Annotated in this window: 20 protein-coding genes; 3 read left to right on the top strand and 17 right to left on the bottom strand. The window is 53.5% G+C overall.

Translation table 11 applies throughout. The features are described from left to right. Positions 1-78: 78 nt before the first annotated feature. From ACI48K_RS13415 to ACI48K_RS13355, 13 genes are all read right to left on the bottom strand, one after another. Positions 79-2,703 carry a transglycosylase domain-containing protein gene (locus tag ACI48K_RS13415; protein WP_475028092.1) on the bottom strand — a complete coding sequence of 875 codons (2,625 nt, stop codon included), beginning with the start codon at positions 2,701-2,703 and terminating at the stop codon, positions 79-81. Between the two features lie 225 nt (positions 2,704-2,928). After that, complete coding sequence (gene hfq / locus ACI48K_RS13410) at positions 2,929-3,168, bottom strand: RNA chaperone Hfq (RefSeq protein WP_475028091.1); 240 nt, start codon at positions 3,166-3,168, stop codon at positions 2,929-2,931. A gap of 25 nt (positions 3,169-3,193) precedes the next feature. Then, positions 3,194-4,168, bottom strand: coding sequence for a tRNA (adenosine(37)-N6)-dimethylallyltransferase MiaA (miaA, locus tag ACI48K_RS13405; protein ID WP_475028090.1), 975 nt, complete (start codon positions 4,166-4,168; stop codon positions 3,194-3,196). Beyond that, positions 4,155-4,937 carry a class I SAM-dependent methyltransferase gene (locus tag ACI48K_RS13400; protein WP_475028089.1) on the bottom strand — a complete coding sequence of 261 codons (783 nt, stop codon included), beginning with the start codon at positions 4,935-4,937 and terminating at the stop codon, positions 4,155-4,157. Before ACI48K_RS13400 ends, miaA begins: the two co-directional genes overlap by 14 nt. Positions 4,938-4,955: 18 nt before the next feature. Continuing rightward, positions 4,956-7,016: a DNA mismatch repair endonuclease MutL gene (gene mutL, locus ACI48K_RS13395; RefSeq protein WP_475028088.1), complete on the bottom strand. Its 2,061-nt coding sequence runs from the start codon at positions 7,014-7,016 to the stop codon at positions 4,956-4,958. A 54-nt stretch (positions 7,017-7,070) separates the two neighbouring features. Further along, complete coding sequence (gene mutS / locus ACI48K_RS13390) at positions 7,071-9,839, bottom strand: DNA mismatch repair protein MutS (protein WP_475028087.1); 2,769 nt, start codon at positions 9,837-9,839, stop codon at positions 7,071-7,073. A gap of 71 nt (positions 9,840-9,910) precedes the next feature. After that, complete coding sequence (locus ACI48K_RS13385) at positions 9,911-11,380, bottom strand: putative amidoligase domain-containing protein (RefSeq protein ID WP_475028086.1); 1,470 nt, start codon at positions 11,378-11,380, stop codon at positions 9,911-9,913. A gap of 271 nt (positions 11,381-11,651) precedes the next feature. After that, positions 11,652-12,197 carry an outer spore coat protein CotE gene (cotE, locus tag ACI48K_RS13380; protein ID WP_475028085.1) on the bottom strand — a complete coding sequence of 182 codons (546 nt, stop codon included), beginning with the start codon at positions 12,195-12,197 and terminating at the stop codon, positions 11,652-11,654. A gap of 69 nt (positions 12,198-12,266) precedes the next feature. Further along, a complete protein-coding gene (locus ACI48K_RS13375) occupies positions 12,267-13,259 on the bottom strand; it encodes an aromatic acid exporter family protein (protein WP_475028084.1) in 993 nt (330 codons plus the stop codon). Between the two features lie 90 nt (positions 13,260-13,349). After that, positions 13,350-14,096, bottom strand: coding sequence for an ABC transporter permease (locus ACI48K_RS13370; RefSeq protein WP_475028113.1), 747 nt, complete (start codon positions 14,094-14,096; stop codon positions 13,350-13,352). Between the two features lie 86 nt (positions 14,097-14,182). Then, a complete protein-coding gene (locus ACI48K_RS13365; RefSeq protein WP_475028083.1) occupies positions 14,183-14,971 on the bottom strand; it encodes an ABC transporter ATP-binding protein in 789 nt (262 codons plus the stop codon). Positions 14,972-15,032: 61 nt separating this feature from the next. Then, positions 15,033-16,040, bottom strand: a complete 1,008-nt coding sequence (locus tag ACI48K_RS13360) for an ABC transporter substrate-binding protein (protein ID WP_475028082.1) — start codon at positions 16,038-16,040, stop codon at positions 15,033-15,035. Positions 16,041-16,757: 717 nt separating this feature from the next. Continuing rightward, positions 16,758-18,275, bottom strand: a complete 1,518-nt coding sequence (locus ACI48K_RS13355; RefSeq protein WP_475028081.1) for a carboxypeptidase M32 — start codon at positions 18,273-18,275, stop codon at positions 16,758-16,760. Between the two features lie 149 nt (positions 18,276-18,424). Between ACI48K_RS13355 and ACI48K_RS13350 the strand changes: the two genes are divergently transcribed. From ACI48K_RS13350 to ACI48K_RS13340, 3 genes are read left to right on the top strand one after another with little or no spacing between them, the layout of a single operon-like run. After that, the gene (locus ACI48K_RS13350) at positions 18,425-18,991 is read left to right on the top strand and encodes a beta-class carbonic anhydrase (protein WP_475028080.1); all 567 of its coding nucleotides are present in this window, start codon (positions 18,425-18,427) and stop codon (positions 18,989-18,991) included. A gap of 25 nt (positions 18,992-19,016) precedes the next feature. After that, positions 19,017-20,192 (top strand): MalY/PatB family protein, encoded by a 1,176-nt coding sequence (locus ACI48K_RS13345; RefSeq protein ID WP_475028079.1) that lies wholly within the window; start codon positions 19,017-19,019, stop codon positions 20,190-20,192. Between the two features lie 37 nt (positions 20,193-20,229). Continuing rightward, positions 20,230-20,589, top strand: a complete 360-nt coding sequence (locus tag ACI48K_RS13340; RefSeq protein ID WP_475028078.1) for a cupin domain-containing protein — start codon at positions 20,230-20,232, stop codon at positions 20,587-20,589. Positions 20,590-20,621: 32 nt separating this feature from the next. Here the strand turns inward: ACI48K_RS13340 and ACI48K_RS13335 are convergent, their stop codons facing one another. The 4 genes from ACI48K_RS13335 to ACI48K_RS13320 all read right to left on the bottom strand — a co-directional run bounded on the left by ACI48K_RS13335 (position 20,622) and on the right by ACI48K_RS13320 (position 24,555). Next, positions 20,622-21,284, bottom strand: coding sequence for a TetR/AcrR family transcriptional regulator (locus ACI48K_RS13335; RefSeq protein WP_475028077.1), 663 nt, complete (start codon positions 21,282-21,284; stop codon positions 20,622-20,624). Between the two features lie 98 nt (positions 21,285-21,382). Next, a complete protein-coding gene (locus ACI48K_RS13330) occupies positions 21,383-22,204 on the bottom strand; it encodes an oxidoreductase (RefSeq protein ID WP_475028076.1) in 822 nt (273 codons plus the stop codon). Between the two features lie 177 nt (positions 22,205-22,381). Then, the gene (locus tag ACI48K_RS13325) at positions 22,382-23,224 is read right to left on the bottom strand and encodes an SDR family oxidoreductase (protein ID WP_475028075.1); all 843 of its coding nucleotides are present in this window, start codon (positions 23,222-23,224) and stop codon (positions 22,382-22,384) included. Positions 23,225-23,406: 182 nt separating this feature from the next. Beyond that, positions 23,407-24,555 carry a PTS transporter subunit EIIC gene (locus ACI48K_RS13320; RefSeq protein ID WP_475028074.1) on the bottom strand — a complete coding sequence of 383 codons (1,149 nt, stop codon included), beginning with the start codon at positions 24,553-24,555 and terminating at the stop codon, positions 23,407-23,409. Between the last annotated feature and the right edge of the window lie 88 nt (positions 24,556-24,643).

The raw sequence follows: 24,643 nt of genomic DNA, 5'->3' as shown, positions 1-24,643 counted from the left end.
GACTTTCTCCGGGCAAAAGAAAACACCGGTCCCTCCACTGAGAAATCGGTGCTTCACAAAGCTTATTGAGGCCAAAGATTACCCTGTAACATTGGCCGGATTTTCGGTTGTGCCTCCCGGATCGGCGGTCCCTCCGGCAGGATTATCCGTGCCCCCGGCCGGTGGAGTTTGTGTTCCGGTATCCCCCGGAGGGTTACCACCGGTTCCGCCATTACCGCCGGGATTTCCGTTTCCATTGCCGTTTCCGTTTCCAATCCCATTGCCGTTACCGTTACCGTTTCCGTTGCCGCCTCCACCATTCCCCGGTCCATTATCTCCAGGGGTACTGCCGACTGGCGGAGTTCCTTCATTGCCCGTTCCTCCGTTACCCTGATCACCGCCCGGGTTGTTCGGATCAACCTGGCCGTTATCGTTCGGATCCGGCTGATTTTGATCCGGCGGCGGTTCCACGGCTTCGATAAGCACTTGGGCCGTATTGGACTGATCGCTCTCAACGTCGTTCACAGGATCGTAAAGTGTAACGTAGTACGCATATCCGGTTCCCGGACTTACGCTGATATCCTCAGCCTCCGTCGTCACGGAATCCATATAATGCGTAAATTTGCTTTCGGTGGCCTCTCTCCGGTAAATCCGGTATACGGAATCTTGGCCGCCCGCTCCCTGCCAGCTAAGCGATACCGTACCGGTATCGGCCTTGTAGGTCGCGCTTAAACCGGTCGGCGCATCCACCTTCACTTCGTCCTCTGGAGGAGGCGGCGGCTGCACATTGCCAGGAACCGTGAAGTCCTTCACGGGAACGCCCTTGAGCGCATCTTTCATGACCGCCGCGAACAATGCGGCGGCGTTGCCGCTGCTGCCGTTCAGCAGATGATCCTTATCCGGGTTATCGTATCCCATCCAGACCGCGGCCGTCCATTCCGGCGTGTAGCCGACGAACCAGGCGTCACGGTTTTTGCTGCTTTTCAGCCCCTTGATGCCGTGCTGCGTCGTACCCGTTTTACCCGCTAACGGACGATCGATTTTGGCGCGTTTTCCCGTCCCGTCGTTGACGACGTTTTGCAGCATTGTTGTCATTGAATAGGCGGTTTGTTCGCTGATTACTCTTTTCGGTTTCGGCGGATTGTATTTATATTTCTCTACGCCGTCATGGTCCACGATGGATTTGATGGAATACGGCGGATTGTAATTGCCACCGTTCGCAAAGACGCTATATGCGCCCGCCATTTCCAGCGTGTCCGTCCCGTGCGTCAGGCCGCCCAAGGCAATCGCGAGATTGCGGTCTTCCGGATCCAGCTGGACGCCCATTTCTTTGGCATATTTCAAGCCGGTGCCGACTCCAACCTGATTCAGCAGCCAAACCGCCGGGATGTTTTCCGACTTCGTCAGTGCTTCCGTCATATTGATCGTTTTCGAATACCCGTGCAGGTTCGTTGGACAGTAATCGCCGAAGCACTGCTTCTCGTTGCTGATCTGCGAATCCGGCGTAAACTGCCCCGACTCCAGCGCTGGCGCATAGGAGACGATCGGCTTGAAAGATGAACCAGGCTGTCTGCGGCTGGTCACGCGGCTGAAGCCTTTACGTTCATAGTCGCGTCCGCCGAGCAGGGCGATAAGGCTGCCGTTTTGCTGATTCATGATGACCATTGAAGCCTGTTCTTCCTGGTCGTCTTTGCTTTTTTCAAAATAGTCGTCATTGGCAAATGCCTTTTCCAAAGCCTTTTGCGCCTGGGAATCCATCGTCGTGTAAATCTTGTATCCGCCCCGGTTCAATTGGTCCTCGGTCAGGCCAAACTTCTCTTCGGCTTCTTTGACGACATAATCTTTGAATGCAAGATAAGTGTCATTTGAGCTTGGAGGCGTATAGTCGTAATTGACCGCCTTCGCCTCGTCCCGTTCCGCTGCGGTGATATACCCCTCGCCGTACATCAGGTCGAGTACGACGCCGCGGCGGTCTTTGGACGCTTCCGGATCGGAGATCGGATTATACTTGGACGGTCCTTTGGGGATTGCCGCCAATGTGGCGATTTGCCACAGCTTCAGCTTGTTCAGATCGCTAACGCCGAAATAGCGCTGGGAAGCGGCTTTGACGCCGTAGGATTTCTGTCCGAAGAAAATCCGGTTAAGATATAAAGTGATGATTTCGTCCTTGGTATTGTGCCGCTCCAGCGCCATGGCGATCGACACTTCGGTCGCTTTGCGGAAGAACGTTTTGTCGAAATCAAGGAACATGTTCTTGGCGAGCTGCTGCGTGATCGTACTGCCGCCCTCCACGAGAGAGCGGGCCATGATATCCTTAACGGCGGCGCGTCCGATCGACCACAAATCGACCCCGTTATGCTCTTCGAAACGCCGGTCTTCGGTCGCGATGAACGCTTTTTTCACGAGATCCGGAATCTGGTCGGATTCCACCGGCTCGCTGCGGTTGACGGACAATTCCCCCATCAGCTTTCCGGTGCGGTCGTAAACTTTGGATGTTTCATAAACGAACAGCTTATCCTTGTTCTCCATCAAAATCTTTTCGCCGCTCACCGTGATGTACATGTACCCGGCGATCGCACAAAAAACGGCAAAGGCCACGGTAAAGAATGAGGTCCACATTACTTTTCTCGCCGTCAGCTTTTTCTTTTTGTGGGCTTTCGGGCTCGCTTCTTTTTTGTCCGTTTTCCGGTTTCTTTGCAGTCTGGAAGGACTCTTGTTAGACATAGTTTCTCTGACTCCCTTCATAACCAGCCTTAAGGATGTTCGATAAAGTCATCTCCGCAGTATCGCATAAGACGGATCATAAGAGCTTGAATTTGGTATCCCGCTTTCTCGAACATGGATCTGATCTATAGGGCTCGGAAAGAAAAGAACAACCTCTTCGCAGGGTTGCTCTGTTCGGGTCCTATACCTTTAACGTATTGAAATTGAAAAAGTTTCAACTCTCGCTTAAGCTTCGTTTTGGGATTCCTGCATCAGAGATACATTCCGCTGCGGCTGATACGTAGAAATGGCGTGCTTGTACACCATTTGCTGCCGTCCGTCGCTGTCGATGACGATGGTAAAGTTGTCAAATGCCTTGATGGTTCCTCTGATCTGAAAACCATTCGTTAAAAAGACGGTCACAGGGATGCTCTCTTTGCGTAATTGGTTCAAAAATGTATCTTGGATATTAATGGTTTTGTTCATTAGTCGTACCCCCAATAGGAATCAATTAGTGTTTTGAATTATATTCAAGATCAGTGGGAAACTTTCCTGCTATTATAGCATGGGCCGCCGCCAAATTCCCGGAAAAATTTTCGCCGCTCCCCACATCGATCCAAGATATATCCTTCATGTGTCTGAACCAGGAAAGCTGTCTTTTGGCAAACCGGCGGGTGTCCCGTTTCAGCTTGTCGACGGCTTCCGCTAGCGGTATGCCATCCTCAAGATGCTCGGCGATTTCCTTGTATCCCAACCCCTGCAGCGAAATCATGCTTCGGTTGTAACCCCTTTCCAGAAGCCGTTTGACTTCATCGACCAGGCCAAGCCGCAGCATTTCGTCAATGCGCTGTTCAATACGGTTATATAGCATTTGACGGTCCATTGTCAAACCAATCAGGCACAAATCGTAGGGGGACTCGCGTTTTTGCCGCTCCAATTGCACGGATAACGTCTCTCCAGTCACGTGGTGAATCTCCAGTGCGCGCACGACCCTGCGCACGTCATTCGGATGCAACCGGGACGCCGATTTCGGGTCCACTGCCGCAAGCCGGGCATGCAGCGCCTCGGGTCCGTGTTCCTCCGCAAACGCCTGCTGCAAAGCGCGATACTCTTCATCGGCCCCCGCTTCCGTGAATTGGAATTCGTAGCAGACGGATTCGATGTAGAGGCCGGTTCCGCCGACGATAAAAGGCAGATGGCCCCGGCCCTGTATCCCGGGAATCAGCTTTTGGCACCATTCCTGAAACAAGGCGACGGAAAATGGCTCGTCCGGATTCAAAACGTCGATCAGATGATGCGGAACACCATCCGTTTCTTCCTGCTGGATTTTAGCCGTTCCGATATCCATTCCCCGGTACACCTGCATGGAGTCTCCGGAAATAATTTCGCAGGAGAATCGTTTGGCGATCTCGATGCTCAGCTTCGTTTTCCCGACCGCCGTCGGCCCCACAAGCACCAGCAGTTTCGGTTTCTTATTTGTCGTCAAGCGAAATCACTCCGTAGGCAATTTTGGTATGAGCGCGGCCGGCCGCCGAAAAACCGAGTCTTTCGAATTCTCCGCTTCCCTTCTTCTCTTTGAGCACGACGGTTTTGCGGGCTACCCGGCAGGCCTCCTTCACGGCCTCTTCATCCAGGCTGCTGTTGTTGGCAAACGCTCTAAGCGGGGAAATCGAGGAGGATTCCATAATCGGATCGCGAAACATCGGGTCAAAATAGACCACATCCGCGCTCTTGTCCGCCATCGATCGCAGCGCCTCAAGATGGTTCGCGTGCCTGGTTTGAATACGTCTTAAGGCCTCGTCAAAAGGGCTTAGTCTAGACACATAGTTCGCCAGCCCCTCATGGAGCAGCGCCCACAGCGGAAGCGAATCTTCAAGGGCAAGCACTGAGCCTTCCGGCCCGGTCCCAAGCGCGAACACCATAGAATCGGAGCCCAGTCCTGCCGTACAATCAATGATGGTATCGCCCGGTCTAACTTGGGCGGCTTCCAGCATCGTGTCGCTCTCGCCCTTCAGCAGCCGTTTAGCCCGGACAAAAGCCATGCTCGGATGAAAGGTCAGCTCTTCTCTGCCTTCGCGGAACAACCTGGCGCCGCGCTCCAAAATAACGAGAACGTCCCCATCGCCATAGCGTTCGGCCAGCCGCGGCAGGGACGTTCGGCTTCGCGGCGCGTACCTTGCTCCCGACATGTCCGACAGCTTGCGGGCACGCTCCACGGCTCCGGGAGCCGAATGATCTCCCGTCGTAATAATCATAGAATCAGTTCCTTTCGTTTACATGACCCGTTTAAACAATTTTTCCAAATCATAAGCCGAGAACGAGACGAGAATCGGTCTTCCGTGCGGGCAGGTATAAGGCTGCTTGCAGGCCGCAAGGCGTTTGATCAGCGTGTTCGCCTCCTCTGGGGTGAGCTTCTGATTCGCTTTGATCGAAGCTTTGCAGGAGACCATCGTCGACGAAGCCTCGCGCAGCTTAGCCAGGTCAATCGCTCGTTCGCTGAGCACCCATTCCGCCATCTCTTCGATAATCGACGCTTCCTCTCCCTGCGGGAACCAGTAAGGATGGGAAACCACGCGGAACGTCCCTCCGCCGAAATGCTCCAGAATAACTCCGACGCTTTCGAACCAGTGCAGACGCTCCTGCAGCTTGACGCTGTCCGATGGCGTAAATTCCAGTGTAATCGGCAGCAGCAGTTCTTGGGATACTTCCGCCGGCTGTCCGAATTTTTCATAATAATATTCGTAATTCACTCGCTCGTGGGCGGCATGTTGATCGATTAAATACAAGCCTTCTTCATTTTGCGCAATCAGGTACGTGCCGTGATGCTGCCCGATCATCTGCAGTTCGGGAAAAGCGGGCAGCTCGGGCGCTGCCGATTCGGGCGAGCCGTACAGCGCTTCCTGCACGCGCTCGCTCGAAGGCATGGCCGGGCTCGCGGGAGCGGCGTTCGCACGGCGGTCCTGCCAGCCTGCGGCCGGCTGTGCCGCGCTGCGCGGCGCCGAAGCGCCGGCGGAGCCGCCGCCCGCGGCGGGCACGGGCTCGCTGCCGCGGCTGCCGTAGGCGCCGCCCGCAGGGCCCTGCTCGCGCAGCGTAAACGCGCTCGCCGCGGCGGCTTCATTGCCGGCCGTGCGGATCGCGCCGCCAAAGGCCGAGGCGGCAGCGCCTCCCCCTGCGCGCTCGCCGCCGTACGGATACGCGCCGCCGCTTCCGCCGCTAGCGCCGTCCGGCCGGCCTATGCCAGCCCCTTCCTGCGCGGGAGCAGGCGACGCAAAATGGAATTGCTCCTGAATCACCGAAGTGCTGGTTCCTCTTGTGACGTTTTGCTTAACGACCTGCGGAATCAGCACTTGACCCGACAGCAATGAACGAATGCTTGTCTCTACAAAGCCGTTTAGCTCCGTTTCCTTGCTGAACCGGACCTCGAGCTTCGCGGGATGCACGTTCACATCCACCAGCGATGGATGCATCTCGATCATAAGCACGGCCAGCGGATACCGGTTAATCGGAAGCAGCGTGTGGTAAGCCCGCAAAATCGCCTGATGCAGCCCTTGGTTGCGGATGTATCGCCCGTTTACGATCGTCGACATTCCGCTGCGGTTCGAACGGGCCAGATCGGGACGGCCGATATATCCCGTCAGCCGGTAATCCAAGTCCTCCGCTTCGATCGCAACCATTCCTTTGCTGGCATTTACGCCATAAATCGCCGCAATAACCTGGAGCAAATCGCCTCCGCCCGGGCTTTGCAGCAGTGTGTTGCCGTTATGCCGGAACGTGAACGCGATGTTCGGGTGCGCGAGCGCCTGACGGTACATAACATCGGAGATGTGGCCCAGCTCCGTCTGGATCGTTTTCATATATTTCAGCCTTGCCGGAGTATTGTAAAATAATTCCTTCACTTGAATATCCGTGCCTTGGGGAGCAGCCGTCTCTTCGTTCAGTTTCAAGTTTCCGCCCTCGATGACAATCTCGTGGCCGAGCCCCGTGTCGCTGCTGGAAGAGACAAGCCGGACTTTAGCTACGGCTGCGATACTCGGCAGTGCTTCCCCGCGAAACCCGAGGCTGCGGATTTGAAACAAATCCCGGCCGGAGGAAATCTTGCTGGTTGCATGGCGGTAAAAGGCCGTTTCGCAGTCCTCGGGGTCGATCCCCGAACCGTTGTCCGTTACCCGGATCAACTGAAGCCCGCCTTCTTCCACGGATACTTCGATTTTGCTCGATCCCGCGTCGATCGCGTTTTCGACCAACTCCTTAACCACGGACGACGGACGTTCCACAACCTCGCCCGCGGCAATTTGGTTAGCGATATGCTCGTCCAATATAGCGATTTTCCCCACCGAAAGTCCCTCCAGTCTTTAGGCTCATCGTTTAAGCAACTATTCAAGCTATATTCACAGTTCCTTGGCCTTCAGCTTCAATTCGTTGATCATCTGCATGGCCTGAAGCGGCGTCATATTCATTAAATCCGCATTCTTAACCATGTTAATAATATGTCGGATACCCGGATCTTCGGTATGGGCTTTGGATTTCTTCTGCGGCGGTTCTTCACCGAAAATCGAAAGCTGAACCACCTCTTCCTTGAGGATAGTATCGGGCTCGTCCTGCATGACCGTTCCGGCTGCCGCAATTTCCCGTTCAGACAGCGCTGCCGCTGCGGTAACCTCACCCATTCCGACAGGACTTGCCACTGCGGCCGCAGCTTCGCCTTCGTATCGGCTGACGCCAGAAGCATTGGAAGACACAGAAGTACTTGTGCCCCCTGCTTTAGCCGAAGACTCCAGGGTTCCTTGCAGTAAGCCGTATGCCCGGTCGATGATATCCTCCGGCAATCCGGCGAGGCGAGCACAATAAATACCGTAGCTCGTATCGGCCGCTCCCGGAATCAGCTTGCGCAGGAAATGAACCTTGTCCCCGCTTTCCTGCACGGCCATGCAGTAGTTCCGAAGACCCTTCAGACTTTCCTCCAGATGGGCTAATTCGTGGAAATGAGTCGAAACGAGCGCCTTGCACCCGATCCGGTCATGAACATATTCGATGACCGCCTGGGCAATGGCCATCCCTTCGCCGGTCGATGTCCCGCGGCCCAATTCGTCGATGATGATCAAGCTGCGCGGAGTGGCTTTCTCCGTCATGATTTGGATGTCGGCCATTTCCACCATAAAAGTGCTTTGTCCGCCGATTAAATCGTCCGCCGCTCCGATCCGGGTAAAGATACGGTCCACCAGCGGAATTTCCGCTTTTGAAGCCGGAACGAAGCTGCCGATTTGCGCGAGAATCGAGATTAGTGCAACTTGACGCATGTACGTACTTTTTCCGGCCATGTTGGGTCCGGTGATCAGCAGAATGCTCGCTTCCTCCTTACGGAGATGGGTGCCGTTGGAAATAAAGGCTGCATCGCTCATTACCGATTCGACGACCGGGTGCCGCCCTTGCTCAACGACAAAGTCGTAGCCATCCGTCAGGACGGGTTTCACGAATCCGCTCTCCGAGGCGACCGTGGCCAGGGAGCGCAGCACATCGATCTCCGCGATTTGCTCGGCAAGCTGCTGCAGGCGTGGAGTTTCCGCAGAAATGCGCTCTCTGATTTCGTTGAACAAGGCATACTCCAGATCCACCATTTTTTCTTCGGCTTCAAGGATAAGCGTTTCCTTCTCTTTCAGCTCCGGAGTCACGTAACGCTCGGCATTGGCCAGGGTCTGCTTGCGTTCATACCGGCCTTCCGGTAAAGCCGACAGGTTCGACTTGGTCACTTCAATGTAATAGCCAAATACTTTGTTGTAGCCGATCTTCAGGGATTTGATCCCGGTAGCCTGCCGTTCGGCGGCTTCCAGCTCGGCGATCCAGCGCTTGCCGTTTACGCCGGCTTCGCGCAATTCGTCGAGTCTCGCGTGGTATCCGGTTTTGATAATGCCGCCGTCGCGTACGGAGACCGGTGGTTCGTCGGCAATCGCCAGTTCGATCATGTCGGCCAGATCGGCACATTCGTCCATTCGGGCGGCAATCCTCTGCAGCGTCGCCGAACCTGAAGCTGCGCAAAACGAGCGGATCTCCGGCACTTGACGGAGAGAGATCTTCAGGGCGATCATATCGCGACCGTTGGCGTTGCCGAAGGCCACCCGCCCGACCAGACGCTCCAGATCATAAATTTCCTGCAGCAATCCACGCAAATCTTCGCGCAAAATAAAGGCGCCGTGCAGATGCTCCACCGCTTCCAGACGTTCTTCGATGCGGCTTCGCTGCAGGAGCGGCTTGTCAATCCAACGCCGCAGCAATCTCGAACCCATTGAGGTTTCGGTCCGGTCAAGCAGCCACAGCAGGGAACCTTTCTTCTGACGCTCCCGCACCGTCTCTACCAGTTCCAGATTCCGTCTCGTAAACGGGTCGAGAATCATGAAGTGCTCCGGCTCATAGGCGGAAATCTTGGTCAACTGCCCCAGGGAACGCTTTTGAGTTTCAAACAAGTAGCCCACAAGAAGCGAAATCGACTCCCGCCGTTCCGGTTCCAGACGAATCCACTCCGCCTCGCCGAATTGGGTCCGGCCGATGTCTTCTTTTCCTCGAGTCCAAGGGGTATAAACCATCGGCTTGCCCAAAGACGCGGCTTGTCCGCCGATCCAATCCAGCAGTTCGGCGTCTCCGATGATTTCGGCCGGATCGTACAGGCCGATTTCGTCGCGGAGCCATTCCTTATTGGCCGGAGCCGAAGTGACGTACAGCTCCCCGGTCGACAGGTCGCAGGCCACCAGGGACATAATCCCCTGCCGCTCCGTTACGCACAATATGTAATTATTGGCCCTGTCGCCAATCGTTTTGCCTTCCATGATCGTCCCCGGCGTCACCACGCGGATAATTTCGCGCCGGACGATGCCTTTGGCCTCCGCGGGATCCTCGACCTGCTCGCAAATCGCCACTTTGTAGCCCTTTTCGATCAATCGGTTAATATAATTGTCCGCCGAATGGTAGGGGACGCCGCACATCGGAATTTTTTCCGGGGCTCCGCCGTCCCTTCCCGTCAGCGTCAGTTCCAGTTCTTTCGCCGCCAAAATGGCGTCGTCAAAAAACATTTCGTAAAAATCTCCCAGCCGGAAAAACAGAAAAGCGTCCTGAACCTGCGCCTTGACGCTTAAATATTGCTCAATCATCGGCGTGTATGTTGCCATGATTCCCCTCCAAGCAAACCTTGACTTTAAGTCGTTCATAGACTTCTATTATACCAGAAACGGAAGAAGGGTTACGAGGGGTTTTGTATTTTCCACCGTTTCCGGATGTCGGTCGACTCATCCCAAGTACGGCCGGAACGTATCGCGGCGAGGAACGGCGCCAGGTAATCCCGGTACCGCTCAAAAGAATCCGCGGCCTCTATATCCGCAAGAAGCTGCGGCAAAACAATCCGCAGCCGCTTATGGCGTCCGGCGTAAAAGGCGGAATATATTTCATCTTTATCGAGCGGCCGGGCTGTGAGCTGGGCGGGATTTTCCGCGATGAGACGGGCTAATGCGACCACACCTTTGGTGACGAGGGGCGAAATCAGGAAGCTTGGCAGCGTACGGTATTCAAAGCCGCCGTGGGGCTGCAGCCGGAAATCGCCGAGAAATCCGTAAAGCGGACGGCGGCGGAAGCTGCGCCGCTCCTCCAGAACGGCGACGGGCAGCGCCAGATAGTTGTCCAGCGTCCGCAGCAGTTCCCCGGTCAGCGGCACCCCGCTGAAATGCAAGTGACCGCCAAGCGGAAATCCGCGCTGCGGCATCGCCCCGGCCTGCCAGAGCAGCTCCCCGTCATCGATCGAGACGCGGGCCGTTTCAAACGCGCGCAACAGGTGGAGAACCACCTCGCGCGGTTCGCTTCCCGGCGCCGGCCGCAATTCGGCGAGCGGGTACATTCTGCGGCCGCGGTAGCGCAGCACGTCGCAGCCCGCCTCGCCGTGATGCCGCAAAAATCGCGAAGCCGGAATCACTTTCCCCGTATTTTGGTTAAACAGCAAAAACTCCGGATCCATCCCGATCAGCATCGCCGTTTCCCCGTCGCCGCCCAAAGCATCCAATTCCAGCATGTTTTCGCGAATCGCCCGGGCATACCGGACCGCCGTCTTCTCGTCCGTTACCTCCGGCTTGCGGGAAATGTTCTCCACCGTAAAGTGTCCTTCTTCCCCGGCGGCGATGACCACCTCGCCCATGTCGAGCCCAACGGCATAAAGCGCTCGAACCGCCGTTTTCTCCAAGCGCTTCCACAGAGGCGACTCCCGGTCCGGTTGTTCTCCCCGAAGCGGCAGAGACTTTCCCTGCGGAGCAAGCGGCACCGCCTCCAAGGCGCGCAAATGAAACACGCTCACGGCGTAACGGCGCATATATACAGTCGGCTTTCCGGTTGGCGGCGCGGCAAGTCTGGACGGGATTCCCGCCGTTTCCAGCCTTTTTTCCAGTTCTGCCGCCGTCCGCTCTCGCCGTTTCCCGGCGCCTCCGTTCAGAACGATCTCTTCCGCTTTCCCGTTCCAGTAAGCCTCCGGGGAACCATAATAAATCCAGTTTAAAACAGGAGAGCTCGTCTTCCCGAATGCCAATGGAGCCGATCCCCGCGTCTCTTGCCCCATCGGCCGCAGCACTTGATACGGACCGCCGAGCCGCTCCAGCGCACGCAGCAGCCGGGTTCTCCCGGGCCCCGGTTCCACGCCGATTTTCATGACAATATTCATTTTGTCGGTCATCCGCTTTGTTCCCTCCTCCACCCGTACCCAAAAAAATAAACAAAAAGAGGGCAGCTGCCCTCGACGACGCCGCCCTTGCTGCATATGTTAGACTGTAATCCGATAACGGAGTGTTAAACAAAACTTCCGAAGATCATCTGATGCCCATAGGCCCGCTATCCTTTGAACGAAAGAAAGCCACTTGGCAAGGTGTGAAATGTTCGGAAGAACATTTCACACGTATGCCTTATATGCAAATCATTTGTTCAAATATTTAGCGGAACATACACTTTTAGAGTTCGTCGTCGAGGAGATCAGGATCCAAATCTTCATAGTCTCCCAGATCCGAAGCGAAATCGTAGTCCTTGTCTTCCAAATTGCCGCCCGGCACGACAAGAATGTTCAATTTCGTTTCAGCAACCAGTTCAACAGCAAATTCCCGTTCCACCCGGATGGAGACGCGGCCGTCTCCCGACACGCTGGCTTCTACGGTGCTCGGTTCCTGCGTTGCGTCCGCGGATACCTCCACCGTGGAAGAGCGATGTCTGGAATCCAGATAGCTCAGCGGCACGTTCTCTACATAAGACACGGTTTCCTTAGCGACTTCAGTCTGCGAATTCTTGTCATAGGAGTACCAGATGTTGAGATCGTAAGTACCAATAACTTCAATTCCGTCTCCGGCTGCAACCGCTTCGTACTGGTGGTTAATGATCCAGGCCCCCAGAATGCTCGAAGGTTTGTGAGGTGGAGTCACGGTATGTGTTACGGTAGAGAACTTACGACCTTTGCCGCAGATCGCTTTCGTGATGATCTCTCTACTTTGATATTTAGACGACATGTTTGAACCTCCTCCATACATCATTCATTACATGTGTATGCAGGACATTCGTCTAGGGTGACAACTATTTTATGGGTGTTCTATTTCGCCATCCGCGCCCTTCGTTCGCTCTTTACGCGAAGCGGCCGCCTTATTTTTGCGCGAAACCTCCAAATACAAGGCGAGCTCGCGGCACAGCTGCAAAATCGCCGAGCGCATTTCGAATTCCTCTCGGGTGTTCGGGAGCTCCATCATTTTAAATTGCTGCTCAAGTTCGCCCAGCATTTGTTCGGTTACGCCGGTATATTCCTCGCTGTTTACGTCAACGCTGAGCCGGTCAAACAAAACGGCCGTGATTTCTCCCTGCGGCATTCGCTCGTAAACCTGCGAAATCAGCTCAAGCATTCCTTCAATCCGGTCAAGCTGCTGCTTGCGCATATAGAAATAAACGGTCCAAGCCTCATTTGGATTAATCACCTGATTTTCAAGCGCTCTTTTGGCGGAGGACATGCCTTCCTCGATCAAACGGGCCGCATCGGTCAGCTCCTTGCCGTCCCATAGATGGTGCGGATCCCGCAGCGTAAGGGCAATCTGCCGGAAAATCACCGAGAACAGCCCGTCCACCCTCCGCCGGGCTTCGATGAGCTTGTCTTCGGTTTTCGGCATGTAAACCAGGTTCACCAGCATAGCCGCTCCCAGGCCGATGACCAGAAGCTCGACCTGAGTGACGAACACGTTCCAGGAAATTTCCTCGCCGCCGAACACCCGGAACACCACGACCGAGCTGGTGACGATCCCTTCCTTGAAATGAGCCTTCGAGATCAGCGGAAAAGCGATCAAAATGTAGATGGCGAGCACCCCGATATGGAAGCCCAGTATGTAAAAAATAAGAAAGGCCAGCAGCAGGCCCAAAATGGAGGCAAAAAAACGCGACGAAACGGTGGCGATGCTGCGCTTGCGTGTGACATCGACTCCCAAAATCGCCAGCAACCCGGCGGACAGCGCCCCGTTCACACCGGCAAAATCGGCAACCAAAATCGCAAGCAGCGTGGCGATGGCCGTTTTAATGACACGAAATCCCATAAAAGCCCCCTCATATCCGACAATTTTCGCTGCCCTCATCGTACTTGATTTCCGGGCGGGGTACAATCCCGGGGCAACAAAAAGGGAGCGTTACCGCTCCCGAATCAGCTTCTTTTCGATAAAAACAACCAGCTGGTACATGGCCGTGGCGACGATGGCGATGATGACGAGACTCGACAGCACCAGCGTAAAATTAAACACTTGAAAGCCATATACGATCAAGTACCCGAGGCCGATTTTTGCGACAAGAAATTCTCCGACGATGACGCCGACCCAAGCCATTCCTACATTTACCTTCAGCGTTGAGACGATGGTCGGAAAAGAGGCGGGAAGGATCGCCTTGAGAAAAATATCCCTCCTGCCGCCGCCAAACGTGCGGATCACCTTGATGTAATTGCCGTCCACTTCATTGAAACTGTTGTAAACGACCAGCGTGGTGACGATGACCGTAATCGAAAGCGTGGTGACGACGATCGCCGTAAATCCGGCTCCGAACATGACGATAAATATTGGACCGAGCGCCACCTTGGGCATGCTGTTGAACACGACCATATAGGGATCAAGCACTCTGGAGAGGAACGGAGACCACCAGATCAAGATAGCCAGCAAGGTTCCCGCAAACGTGCCAAGGAGAAATCCGACCGCCGTTTCCCCAACCGTCATCGCAAGATGGGGCCAGAGCTCGCCGCTTAGCGCGTCCTTGACGATTTGCCGGCCAACTTTGGAAGGATAGCTGAAAATGAGCACGTCGATCCATTTCAAGCGCCCGGCCAGCTCCCATAGACCGATCAGGAAAATCAGGATGAACAGCTGCACCCCCAGCACCCAGCTGCCCATTCTCTTCTTGCGTTTCCGGTGCTGCTCCCACTTCTCATGAAGCCATTGTTCCCGGACCGCATCCGTTTTTGCCAAGCCGTTTGGGTTCATGGCTGCGATCCCTCCCATCCTTCCGACGTTTCCAGGTCCCGCCAAATTTCCTGAAACAAACTGTTGAAGCCCGTTTCCTCCCGTGCGTGAAACGGCTGCGCCGCCCGGATATTCCCGGGAACTTCGTACATGCTTTTGATCCGGCCCGGCCGCGGAGCCAGCACGATCACCCGGTCGCTCATCGCGATCGCCTCCGACAGGTCGTGCGTAACCAGTACACCCGTTTTTTGGCGCTGCTTCAACGTGGCGATGATCAGATCCTCAAGCTGCAGCTTGGTCTGATAATCCAAGGCCGAAAACGGCTCATCCAGCAGCAGCAGCTCCGGGTCCGTCGCCAAAGTCCGGGCCAGCGCCACCCGCTGGCGCATGCCGCCGGAAAGCTGGTGCGGATACAGGTGCGCGGTACCGCCAAGCCCCATTTCCTCGAGCAACGCGAGAGCCGTTCTCCGGGTATCCTCGTTCAAACGTCCGGTCAACTCAAGGCCAAGTACCGCATTCCCGAGGATGGTTCTCCACGGAAACAGGTAATCTTGCTGCAGCATATAACCCACCGCCGGCGTGGGTCCGCTTACCGGCTTGCCGTGAATCAGCAGCTCGCCCCGGGATGGGGAGAGCAAGCCGGCCATTACGGACAGAAGCGTGGTTTTGCCGCATCCGCTTGGCCCAACCAGGCTGATGAACTCCCCCGGCTCAACGGTCAGGTTCATTCCCTCCAAGGCCAGGACCGCCTCGCGATCCGTTACATAGACAAGATCCAGATTCCTTAATTCCACGACAGATGACACAAGCTCTCACGCTCCTTTTCCGCACGGAAAAACTGACGTCCCCTGCTTTCGGTTTCTTGCCTTATTTGACCGATTGGACCGCTTTTTCGGCAAACTCGTTGTTCACCAGTTTATCCGGAGCCACGCGTTCGTTCAGTTCACCGGCCTGCTCCATCACATCCAGCAGATTGTTCCAGGCATCGTCCTCCAATGCCGGAGTATCGGCATAAGTCCCTTGCTCCAGATAACGTTTGACGGAGCTCGTCAGAATATCCAAATCCGTATCCTTGAAATAAGGAGCGATCGTTTGGGCCGTTTCCTCCGGCGAATGCTCCTTCACCCAGATCTGTGCCTTGTGGATCGCATTCGTAAATTTCTGCACCGTTTCGTCATGGTCCTTAAGATAGCTTTGTTTGGTCATAAACACCGTATACGGCAGTTTTCCGCTTTCCGCGCCGAAGGAAGCAACGACATGCCCTCTTCCTTCTTTCTCAAAAATGGAGGCCGTCGGTTCAAAAAGCTGCACGAATTGCCCGGTTCCGGAAGAAAAAGCCGCCGCGATGTTGGCGAATTCGATGTTTTGGATCAACTCCATATCCTTATGCGGATCGATTCCGTGCTTGCGCAAGGCAAACTCGCCGGCCATCTGCGGCATCCCGCCTTTGCGCTGTCCGAGGAAGACACTGCCTTTGAGCTGATTCCAATCGAATTCCCCAAGATCCTCCCTAGCCACCAGGAACGTCCCGTCCGTTTGTGTCAGCTGCGCAAAGTTAATGACCGGATCGTCCGAGCCTTGTTGATACACAAAGATCGACGTTTCCGCACCGACCAGCGCGACATCAATGGCCCCCGACAACAAGGCGGTCATCGTTTTATCGCCGCCGGGAATCGTCTGCAGTTCGACGTCAAGCCCTTCTTCTTTAAAAAATCCTTTCTCCAAAGCCACATATTGCGGGGCATAGAAAACGGAACGGGTCACTTCCCCGAGCTTCACCTTTTGCGTGCCGCCGCCGCTCCCGCCGCAACTACTGAGGGCAGTCGCGAGGAAGACGAGCAGCGCAAGCCATAACATAGCATGCCGCTTGTTCATGCCGCTCACCTCTCTTCTGAAATTTCATATTAAAAGTGTATGCATTGGCCCAATAAAAGGTTAAGCAGCGCCGGGGCAAGCGAACCTGAGGAAAAATCATTAGTTAGTAGCCGAAATCAACCTTGTTTGCGCTCGATTACCCGGAAAACTCCCATCTGGAGCTAGAAGCTAACTTATTTCCGATCTAGAAACGGGAAAAGCTACCGCTAATTTAAGTAAAATGAGGATTTACGACGATTTAACTGGAAATACTCCCTCTAATTTCGGCAAACGAGGTAGTCTACAGCCTAAATCGATGATTTAGCTGGAGGATTTCCAGTTCGTGTTCGTCCAGATTCAATAAGGGCCTAATTAACAGGAGAAATTCCAGTTAGTGTGGTTCCATCGTTGAAATGGCATGAAGAGTCTATTTGGAGTTGACAAGGTACTTGCCACTAAACCCGTTTTTCCTTTCGTTATACATAGCAGCAGCTTGAACACTCCTATTACAACGTCTGCATCTGGTGATTTTTTGCTATAAACTTTGATTGCCCCTCCCCCGCACAGCGGATGATTTTCTTTTTCCCACGCTTTGCGCACTCAACCGGCTGAAGCCATTAACAAAAACAACCCCCAAGCCCACGCTAATCAAACGTGGCTTTGGAGGTTGTTTGTTTGTCCATGAAAAGTTGTCCATGAAAAGTTCGATGCCGCAATCCTTAGCGCATGTTTACGAGCTTACAGCCCGTAGATTTTCTTGAACTTGTCTTCGAGGTAGTCGGCCAGGTAATCCGGACTGAGTTCTTCGCCGGTTACCTTTTGAATGATTTCGGCCGGTTTCAGGGCTTTTCCGTACTTGTAAATTTTTTCCGTCAGCCATTCCCGGATCGGCGCGAAATTGCCTTCCCGGATGAAGCCTTCAAACTGAGGCAGCTCTTTGCGGAGCGTATGCGTGATTTGCGCGGCATACATGTTCCCAAGCGCGTAAGACGGGAAGTAGCCGAACAAGCCGCCCGACCAGTGAACGTCCTGCAGCACGCCAAGACTGTCGTTCGGCGGTGTCAGGCCAAGATAGGTTTGGTACTTCTCGTTCCATACCTTCGGCAGCTCGCTGACCGGCAAGCCTTCATTAAAGATCATCTTTTCGATTTCATAACGAATAATGATGTGCAGGTTGTAGGTCAATTCGTCGGCTTCGATTCGGATCAGCGAATTTTCCACCCGGTTGATTCCCCGGAAGAACTGATCCGCCGTAACGTCCTTCAGCTGTGCCGGGAAATGCTGCTGCAGCTTCTCGAAATACCGTTCCCAAAATCCGTCGCTGCGGCCGACGAAGTTTTCCCAGAAGCGGGATTGGGATTCGTGAATCCCCATCGAGGTTCCTTCCGACAATGGGGAACCGGCCAGGTCGGAGCTGATGTTCTGCTCGTAAAGGGCATGTCCGCCTTCATGCAGGGAGCTGAAAATTGCGCTGGTGACATCGTCTTGCTTGTAATGGGTCGTGATGCGAACATCGCCTTGGTTCAGCGTAATTTCAAACGGATGCTCGGTTTCGTCCACGCGGCCGCCTTCAAAATCGTATCCGATTTGCTCCAGCAGGAACAAGCCGAATTTCTCCTGCTGTTCTTTTTCGTAAAGCTCATCAAGGAACGAAGCCTCCGGCTTGTTCGCCGCAGAGGTCACTGCATTTACCACGGGAACGAGGCGGTCCCGCAGCTGGCCGAATACTTGATCAAGCTTCTCTACCGTCAGGTCCGGTTCGTACATATGTAGAAGCGTATCGTAACGGGTTGCCTTTGGTCCCCAATAATCGATGAACTCTTGGGTTTTCTCGACGATTTGGCTTAAGTAAGGCGCAAAACCTTCGAAATCGCCTTTTTCCTTGAATTCCACCCACAGCGTTTCCGTATGCGCCGTGAGTTCGGCGTATTCACGGAACTTCTGAGGTGGGATTTTCACGCTGCGGTCATACTCTTCCTGAGTCACTTCTACGATTCTGCGTTTGGTCTCGTCAAGCTCCGCCAGCGCGGTCGGCCGGTTCAGATAGGCGAGATATTCCCCCATTTCGGCCGAGGTCTGCAATTTGAACGCTTCTGTCGATAAAAGTCCGATGGTCGCCGAGCGGGTCTCGGCTCCTTTGCGCGGCGCGCCCGTGCGCAAATCCCAATGCATCAGGGCAACGGCTTCCTGGTAGCTTTTAATTTTGCTTAAAAGCTCGCGGAACGATTCCCATTTTAAAGCGGTTTCTTCTTTCATGCCAAGTCCCACCTCAATTATTAGAATTTGGTTGCTACTCTTGATGATACTTTTAACAATACGTATAATCAAATTTCAAGGCAAGGTTTTTTGAGTTAGCTAAAATGAAATTCAATTTTCCATCACTTAAATGAGGAGGCTTAATCACGATGACGCAGCTTCAAACCATCCTGGATTTTAACAAAAGTTTCGTAGAGAATAAGGAATATGAAAAATATATCACCGATAAATTCCCCGAGAAAAAGATGGCGATCGTCACCTGCATGGATACGAGGCTCGTAGAGCTGCTGCCTAAGGCGATGAATCTGCGCAACGGCGATGTGAAGTTGATCAAAAACGCCGGCGCCGTGATTTCCCAGCCTTTCGGAAGCGTTATGCGTAGTCTGCTTGTAGCGATCTACGAGCTGCACGCGCAGGAAGTATACATCATCGGGCACACCGGCTGCGGGATGGCCGCGCTGAATTCGGACCGTATGATCGGATCGATGAAAGAACGCGGCATCGCGGAGGATGTGCTTAACACGCTGGAGCACTCCGGCATCAAGCTCAAAAAATGGCTGCGCGGATTCGATGACGAGAAGCAAGGCGTCATTCATACCGTAGGAATTGTTAAGAATCATCCCCTTCTTCCGGCGAATATTCCGGTGCACGGGATGCTCATCGACTCCATGACGGGCGAGCTGGAAGTCATCATTAACGGATACGAGCAATCTTAACCAAGAGAGGATGTAAGTTTAGGCGATGAGTTTTCATTTGGACGAGCAAACGCAGCGGAGAGGTACATTATCCGAAAAATGGGATTCAGGCCAACGGCTGTTCGGCGACCCCGAAGTATTGCCGCTGTGGGTAGCGGATATGGATTTCCGCTGTCCCCCGGCCGTTGTTGAGGCAGTTACGGAGCGGGCCAAGCTGGGGGTCTATGGGTATACCCTTAAGACTTCCGAATATTTGGAGGCGATAACGGGCTGGTTTGCCAAACGGCACGACTGGCCGGTTGATCCGGCCTGGATCACGAACGCTCCCGGCGTGGTGACTGCATTAAGTGTCGCGGTTCAAGTATTAACCGAACCGGGGGACGAGGTTATTTTGCAATCCCCGGTGTACAATCCGTTTTATGACGTCATCAAACAAAATGGCCGCAAGCTGGCCGAGTCTCCTTTACTGCTGAAAAACGGCCGCTACGAAATGGACTATGAGCATCTTGAAACGCTGATGAAAAACGGCGCAAAGCTGCTGCTGCTCTGCAGTCCTCATAATCCCGGCGGACGGGTATGGACCCGTGAGGAGCTGGTTCGCCTCGGAGAACTGTGCGTTGCCCACAACGTCAAGGTGATCTCGGACGAAATCCACTGCGACCTCGTGCTGGGCGGAAACCGGCATGTTCCGTTTGCTTCGCTTTCCCAGTCTCATGCGGATATAACCGTCACCTGCCTGTCCCCTTCCAAAACGTTCAATCTCGCCGGGATTCCATGCGCGTATACCGTGATTCCCAATCCCAAGCTGCGGCGAAAGGTTGCCGCGAAGATCGAAGCGCTTGAGATCGGTTCGGTCAACTTCTTCAGTCCGGCGGCCACGATGGCGGCCTATAACGAAAGCGAAGACTGGCTCGACGCGGTTCGCGAGTATGTTCTGGGGAATATGGACTACAGCATCGCCTATCTCGCCGAACATCTGCCGCAAATTCACCCGATTCGTTCGGAAGGCACGTATTTGCTTTGGATGGACTGCCGTTCGCTTGGACTCGGGTCCAAAGAACTGAAAGAGCTGATGTATAAAGAAGCGAAAATCGCATTTAATGAGGGTTCCATCTATGGGGACAACGGCGAGGGGTTCTTGCGCATCAACCTCGGCTGCACGCGCAAGCTGCTGGCCGAAGCGCTGGAACGTTTTGCCGCGGCGGTGAAAGCTAGAGGCTAAAATAACATGCAGCAAATTGGGAACGGAGGGATACACGGTGGAGAAAATCAATATCCATGACAAGCTTAACCTGTTCGATGAGTACTGGAGTCCCCGGATTATCGGTGAAGTGAACGATTCCCACGTCAAAATCGCCAAGTTTAAAGGAGAATTTCTCTGGCACTCGCATGAAAATGAAGACGAAATGTTTTATGTGCTTAAGGGAAAGCTCCTGATCAAATTCAGGGACAAAGACGTGCTGCTCCAGGAAGGCGAGTGCATCGTCATCCCCAAAGGAATCGAACACATGCCCGTCGCCGAAGAAGAGGTTCACGTCATGCTGATCGAGCCGAAAACAACCTTGAATACGGGCAACGTCGTCAACGAAAGAACGGTCGAGAATTTGGAACGGCTATAGCTTCAAAAATAGGCGGAGACCGAAATTCCTTTTCATTTCGGCCTCCGCTCTTCATATAAACCGTCAAGATAATAACCCATGGCGGTCAACGCGTTATCCCGAAAATCGACGTTGAACCCTTCCAGCTTGTGTTCTTCGATCACCTTCAGCATCACCTCGGGCATACCGGCCATATTGGCATATCCGACAATAATGGCGTTCTGGGCAAGCAGCAGGTTGAAGCAAGCATCTTCGTTCAAAAATTCCACCCGCTCCATAAGCATCCGGACAATGGGTGCCAGCGATGCGTAAATCATTGTGGTGTCTTTCCGGGCCGTCTCTTCGTCGATATTTTTTTCCAAAATGGCGTTCTTAATGGCGCTTAGCCTAATGAAGATGGAATTCGGATCAAGAAGGCTGTCCATCTCGCTTAGGAAAAACGCTTTGAACTTCTCATACCCCATATTTTCCTTTGCCAGCAAAAGATCCGTAAAGTCGCGAAAGCGCCGCTCGTATTCCAAAAACAGCATTTCCATGAACAATATTTCTTTCGTGCTGTAATAATAAAACAACGTACCGTTGGACACGTTCGCCGCTTTAGCCACGTCGTTCATTTTAATCTCCTCGAAAGTACTGCGGATAAAAATATCCCTCGCCGTATCCAAAATCAGCTTGGCTTTCTCCGCTTTTGCACTTTCCGTCATAGCTCTTTTCATCCTGATCGCCACCTCATTCCTTGAGTATTCCGCGTTCTTATCGATTCGCAGTCAATCGTAAGGAATGCGTGGAGAATTGTCAAGGCAAGCCGGCCATCTTACTTAAACATGCTCATAACCATCCGGTCGAAGATGCGGTCGCTGACCCATTTTTGGATCAAAATCATAGGTTTGGCCAATTTGCCGACCGCATACCGGGTCTTGGGTTTCCCCGCTCTGATCGCTTTGGACACCGCGTCAGCTACAACGGCCGGAGAGGAACCGCCTCCGGTGCGATAGGAATTCGCGCTGAGTTTGTCGACTCCATGCGCCAAATCCCGATAAGGACCGTTTCCCGAATTTTTCAACAAAGATTGATTCATCACGTCTCCGAACGCAGTTAGAATAATTCCCGGCTCAATGAGTACGACGTCGATGCCAAACGGCTTCACTTCGACCCTCAGACAGTCCGACCAGCCTTCCAGCGCATGTTTCGTGGCATGGTACCAAGCGCCAAGCGGAGAGTAAATTTTCCCTCCCACCGAGGAGGTATTGATGATTATCCCGCTTTTCTGCGCCCGCATATACGGCAAGACAAGCTGCGTAATTCGAGCGAGGCCAAACAGATTCACCTCAAACTGATATCTCGCATCCTCAATACCAACCTCCTCCACGCTTCCGTACAGACCAAACCCGGCGTTGTTGAACAACACGTCAATTCTGCCCTGCTCTTTCACGATTTTGTCCACGCAAGCCATAATGTCTTCTTCTTTTGAAATATCCATTTGCACCGGAATCGCACCGGCCTGTTTAAGATCCTGCATTGGCTGGGTCCGTCTGGCCGCGGCATAAACCACATGTCCTTCGGACAGCAGCTTTCTGACGGTTTCCTTGCCAATGCCGGATGACGCGCCGGTGATCAAAACGACTTTTTTCCCCATTTCGCTCTCCTCCACTTCGGATAATAAACGGCGTTTTTTACGAACTGCCGTTGTCGACTTCGAGTCAATTATAATTGACTATGAATCGATTATAATTGACTCTAAGTCGATTGTAAAGTAAAAAGAACGGCCGAGCGCACAAACGATCGGCCGTTCTCTTATTTTTTACGCCTGCCTTTAACCATTGACCGGAGCATCGGTCGAAAAAGCAAGCTCCTTCTGCGCTTCCAACGTGGCGAGCCGCTCCGAGAGCGATTTGTGGATCGCCGCGAAAGCGTCGCTGCCTAACGTAATCCGTTTCGGCGCGGGGCTCTGATCGACGCTGTCGACAATGATTTCGGCCATTTTGACCGGATCGCCAATCGCAATGCTTGTGGCCTCTTCGACGATCCGGTGAACATTTCTTGCCGGAGAAACGTCGTACGCTGCGATTTTCGGCGATAACCGGGAGCCCCCGTAACGGAATTCCGTCCGCGCTCCGCCCGGCTCTATAATCGTGCATTCGATATTAAACGGGGCGACTTCTTGGGCAACCGCTTCGATAAAGCCTTCAATGCCCCACTTGGTTGCATGATACAGCGATCCGCCAGGGAAAGCGGCCTGTCCGCCAACCGTCGACAACTGTATGATGCGCCCTCCGCCTTGAGCCCGCAAATGAGGAAGGGCTGCCCGTATCACCTGAATGGAGCCGATCAAGTTTGTGCCTATTTGATGGAGGATTTGCTCGTCCGTCAGCTCTTCGGCCGCCCCAAAAAGACCGTATCCGGCGTTGTTTACGACAACGTCAATGGAACTAAGATCGGAGAAAGCCTGATTAACGACCTGATGAATTTCCGCCGTGTCGGTCATCTCCAAATGAGCGAGCCAGAGGCGATCGCCATGCTTCGCTTTGAGATCGTTCATGGCGTCCAATTTCCGGACGGTGCCGGCGACCCGGTCTCCGCGCTCAAGAAGCAGCTCCGTCATATGACGGCCAAAACCGCTGTTTACACCGGTGATAAACCAAGTTCTTTGTTTCATTTTTGCACTCCTCCGTTTCATTCATATAAAATCGGCCATTATTTAACTAACCGATTAGTTATATGATACATCTAAACTAACCGTTTGGTCAATAGCCTGGGCGGCCTTGTAGCTCGACCCACTAAAAAAAGAACAAAAACCTAGGAGTATAGGCTCTTGTTCTTGCTTTATCCTACTCAGCCTTATTTGCTAGAGCTGACGGCTCTGGATGTCTCGTTTACCGACTGTTCGGCAGGAGCCAATGCCAGCTTTAGTAGCAGGGTTGCAACAAAGGATATGACCAATCCCGCCCCGCAGGCGATAAGGAAGCCGCTAAATCCGTCCCCCAAATAAGCCGGCAAGGTTGCCAATCCGGGAAAGGCGAAAGAAATCGCAGCCGAGTGAAAGAAACCGGCGAGTCCACCGCCAACGGCTCCGGCACAGCATACGACAACCATCGGCTTGCGCAGGGGAAGATTCACACCAAACATCGCGGGTTCGGTGACACCGAATAATGCTGAAATCGATGCGGATAATGCCAGAGTTTTAAAATTTTTATCCTTGGCTTTAAAGAAAACCGCCAATGCCGCTCCTGCCTGGGCGAAAGCAGCCGGACCCATCAAAGCTAAAATCGTATCCGAACCGTTGATTGTAATATTATTTATGGCAAGAGGCACCAAACTCCAATGCAGTCCGAATATAACCATCACCTGGATAGCTCCCCCCAGAGCCATTCCCGCCCCGACTGGACTGAGATTGTACACAAAGCCATATCCTTTAGCGAGCGCATCCCCCACGATCATGCCCATTGGACCAAAGACCAGCAGCGTAACGGCAGAGACGATAATTATAGAAAATAAAGGGGTGAAGAAGCCTCGGATGACTTCGGGTAACACTTTATAACAGAATCTTTCGATATATAGCAGCAAGCCTGTCGCCAGAATAATGGGAATTGCGCTGGCTGGATAATTTACAGGCGTAATGCTCAGGCCAAAAAAGTTTATGCTTTGATCGTTTCCAAAGAGAGTGCTAAGACTCGGGTGCAGCAGCACTCCAGCAATGACTACGGCGCAATACGGGTTTGTCCCGAATTTTTTTGCCGATGTAAATGCCAGAAGAACGGGAAGAAAATAAAACAGGCTGTCAGCCATCGCATTCAGCACCTGATAGGTGCCTTCCGTCTTGTTTAGCAGATCTAATGCCACCGCTGCAGCCATCAAACCCTTCATAATTCCCGCCGCGCTCAAAATATTCACCAGTGGAAGAAAGATACCGGAAATCCCGTCTATGATGATATTAACCATACTCTTCCGGGGCTGCACAGCAGAATTAACTAGATTTTCACTCTTCATATGACCTCCTACATTCAAAGGCAAATTCGCCGGCAAAGGCATCCGCCCCGACCAAACAATCAAAGACTACTATAACATAGATATTGTC

The sequence above is a fragment of the Paenibacillus terrisolis genome (assembly GCF_056171975.1).
The sequence above is the reverse complement of the archived record's forward strand: the minus strand, read 5'-3'. Positions and strand labels throughout refer to the sequence as shown.

Excerpts from the sequence above, each read along its gene's own strand:
- ACI48K_RS13415 (WP_475028092.1), bottom strand. The coding sequence starts at position 2,703 with ATGTCTAACAAGAGTCCTTCCAGACTGCAAAGAAACCGGAAAACGGAC.
- hfq (WP_475028091.1), bottom strand. The coding sequence starts at position 3,168 with ATGAACAAAACCATTAATATCCAAGATACATTTTTGAACCAATTACGC.
- ACI48K_RS13400 (WP_475028089.1), bottom strand. The coding sequence starts at position 4,937 with ATGATTATTACGACGGGAGATCATTCGGCTCCCGGAGCCGTGGAGCGT.
- mutS (WP_475028087.1), bottom strand. The coding sequence starts at position 9,839 with ATGGCAACATACACGCCGATGATTGAGCAATATTTAAGCGTCAAGGCG.
- ACI48K_RS13385 (WP_475028086.1), bottom strand. The coding sequence starts at position 11,380 with ATGACCGACAAAATGAATATTGTCATGAAAATCGGCGTGGAACCGGGG.
- cotE (WP_475028085.1), bottom strand. The coding sequence starts at position 12,197 with ATGTCGTCTAAATATCAAAGTAGAGAGATCATCACGAAAGCGATCTGC.
- ACI48K_RS13375 (WP_475028084.1), bottom strand. The coding sequence starts at position 13,259 with ATGGGATTTCGTGTCATTAAAACGGCCATCGCCACGCTGCTTGCGATT.
- ACI48K_RS13370 (WP_475028113.1), bottom strand. The coding sequence starts at position 14,096 with ATGGGCAGCTGGGTGCTGGGGGTGCAGCTGTTCATCCTGATTTTCCTG.
- ACI48K_RS13360 (WP_475028082.1), bottom strand. The coding sequence starts at position 16,040 with ATGAACAAGCGGCATGCTATGTTATGGCTTGCGCTGCTCGTCTTCCTC.
- ACI48K_RS13355 (WP_475028081.1), bottom strand. The coding sequence starts at position 18,275 with ATGAAAGAAGAAACCGCTTTAAAATGGGAATCGTTCCGCGAGCTTTTA.
- ACI48K_RS13350 (WP_475028080.1), top strand. The coding sequence starts at position 18,425 with ATGACGCAGCTTCAAACCATCCTGGATTTTAACAAAAGTTTCGTAGAG.
- ACI48K_RS13345 (WP_475028079.1), top strand. The coding sequence starts at position 19,017 with ATGAGTTTTCATTTGGACGAGCAAACGCAGCGGAGAGGTACATTATCC.
- ACI48K_RS13335 (WP_475028077.1), bottom strand. The coding sequence starts at position 21,284 with ATGAAAAGAGCTATGACGGAAAGTGCAAAAGCGGAGAAAGCCAAGCTG.
- ACI48K_RS13330 (WP_475028076.1), bottom strand. The coding sequence starts at position 22,204 with ATGGGGAAAAAAGTCGTTTTGATCACCGGCGCGTCATCCGGCATTGGC.
- ACI48K_RS13325 (WP_475028075.1), bottom strand. The coding sequence starts at position 23,224 with ATGAAACAAAGAACTTGGTTTATCACCGGTGTAAACAGCGGTTTTGGC.
- ACI48K_RS13320 (WP_475028074.1), bottom strand. The coding sequence starts at position 24,555 with ATGAAGAGTGAAAATCTAGTTAATTCTGCTGTGCAGCCCCGGAAGAGT.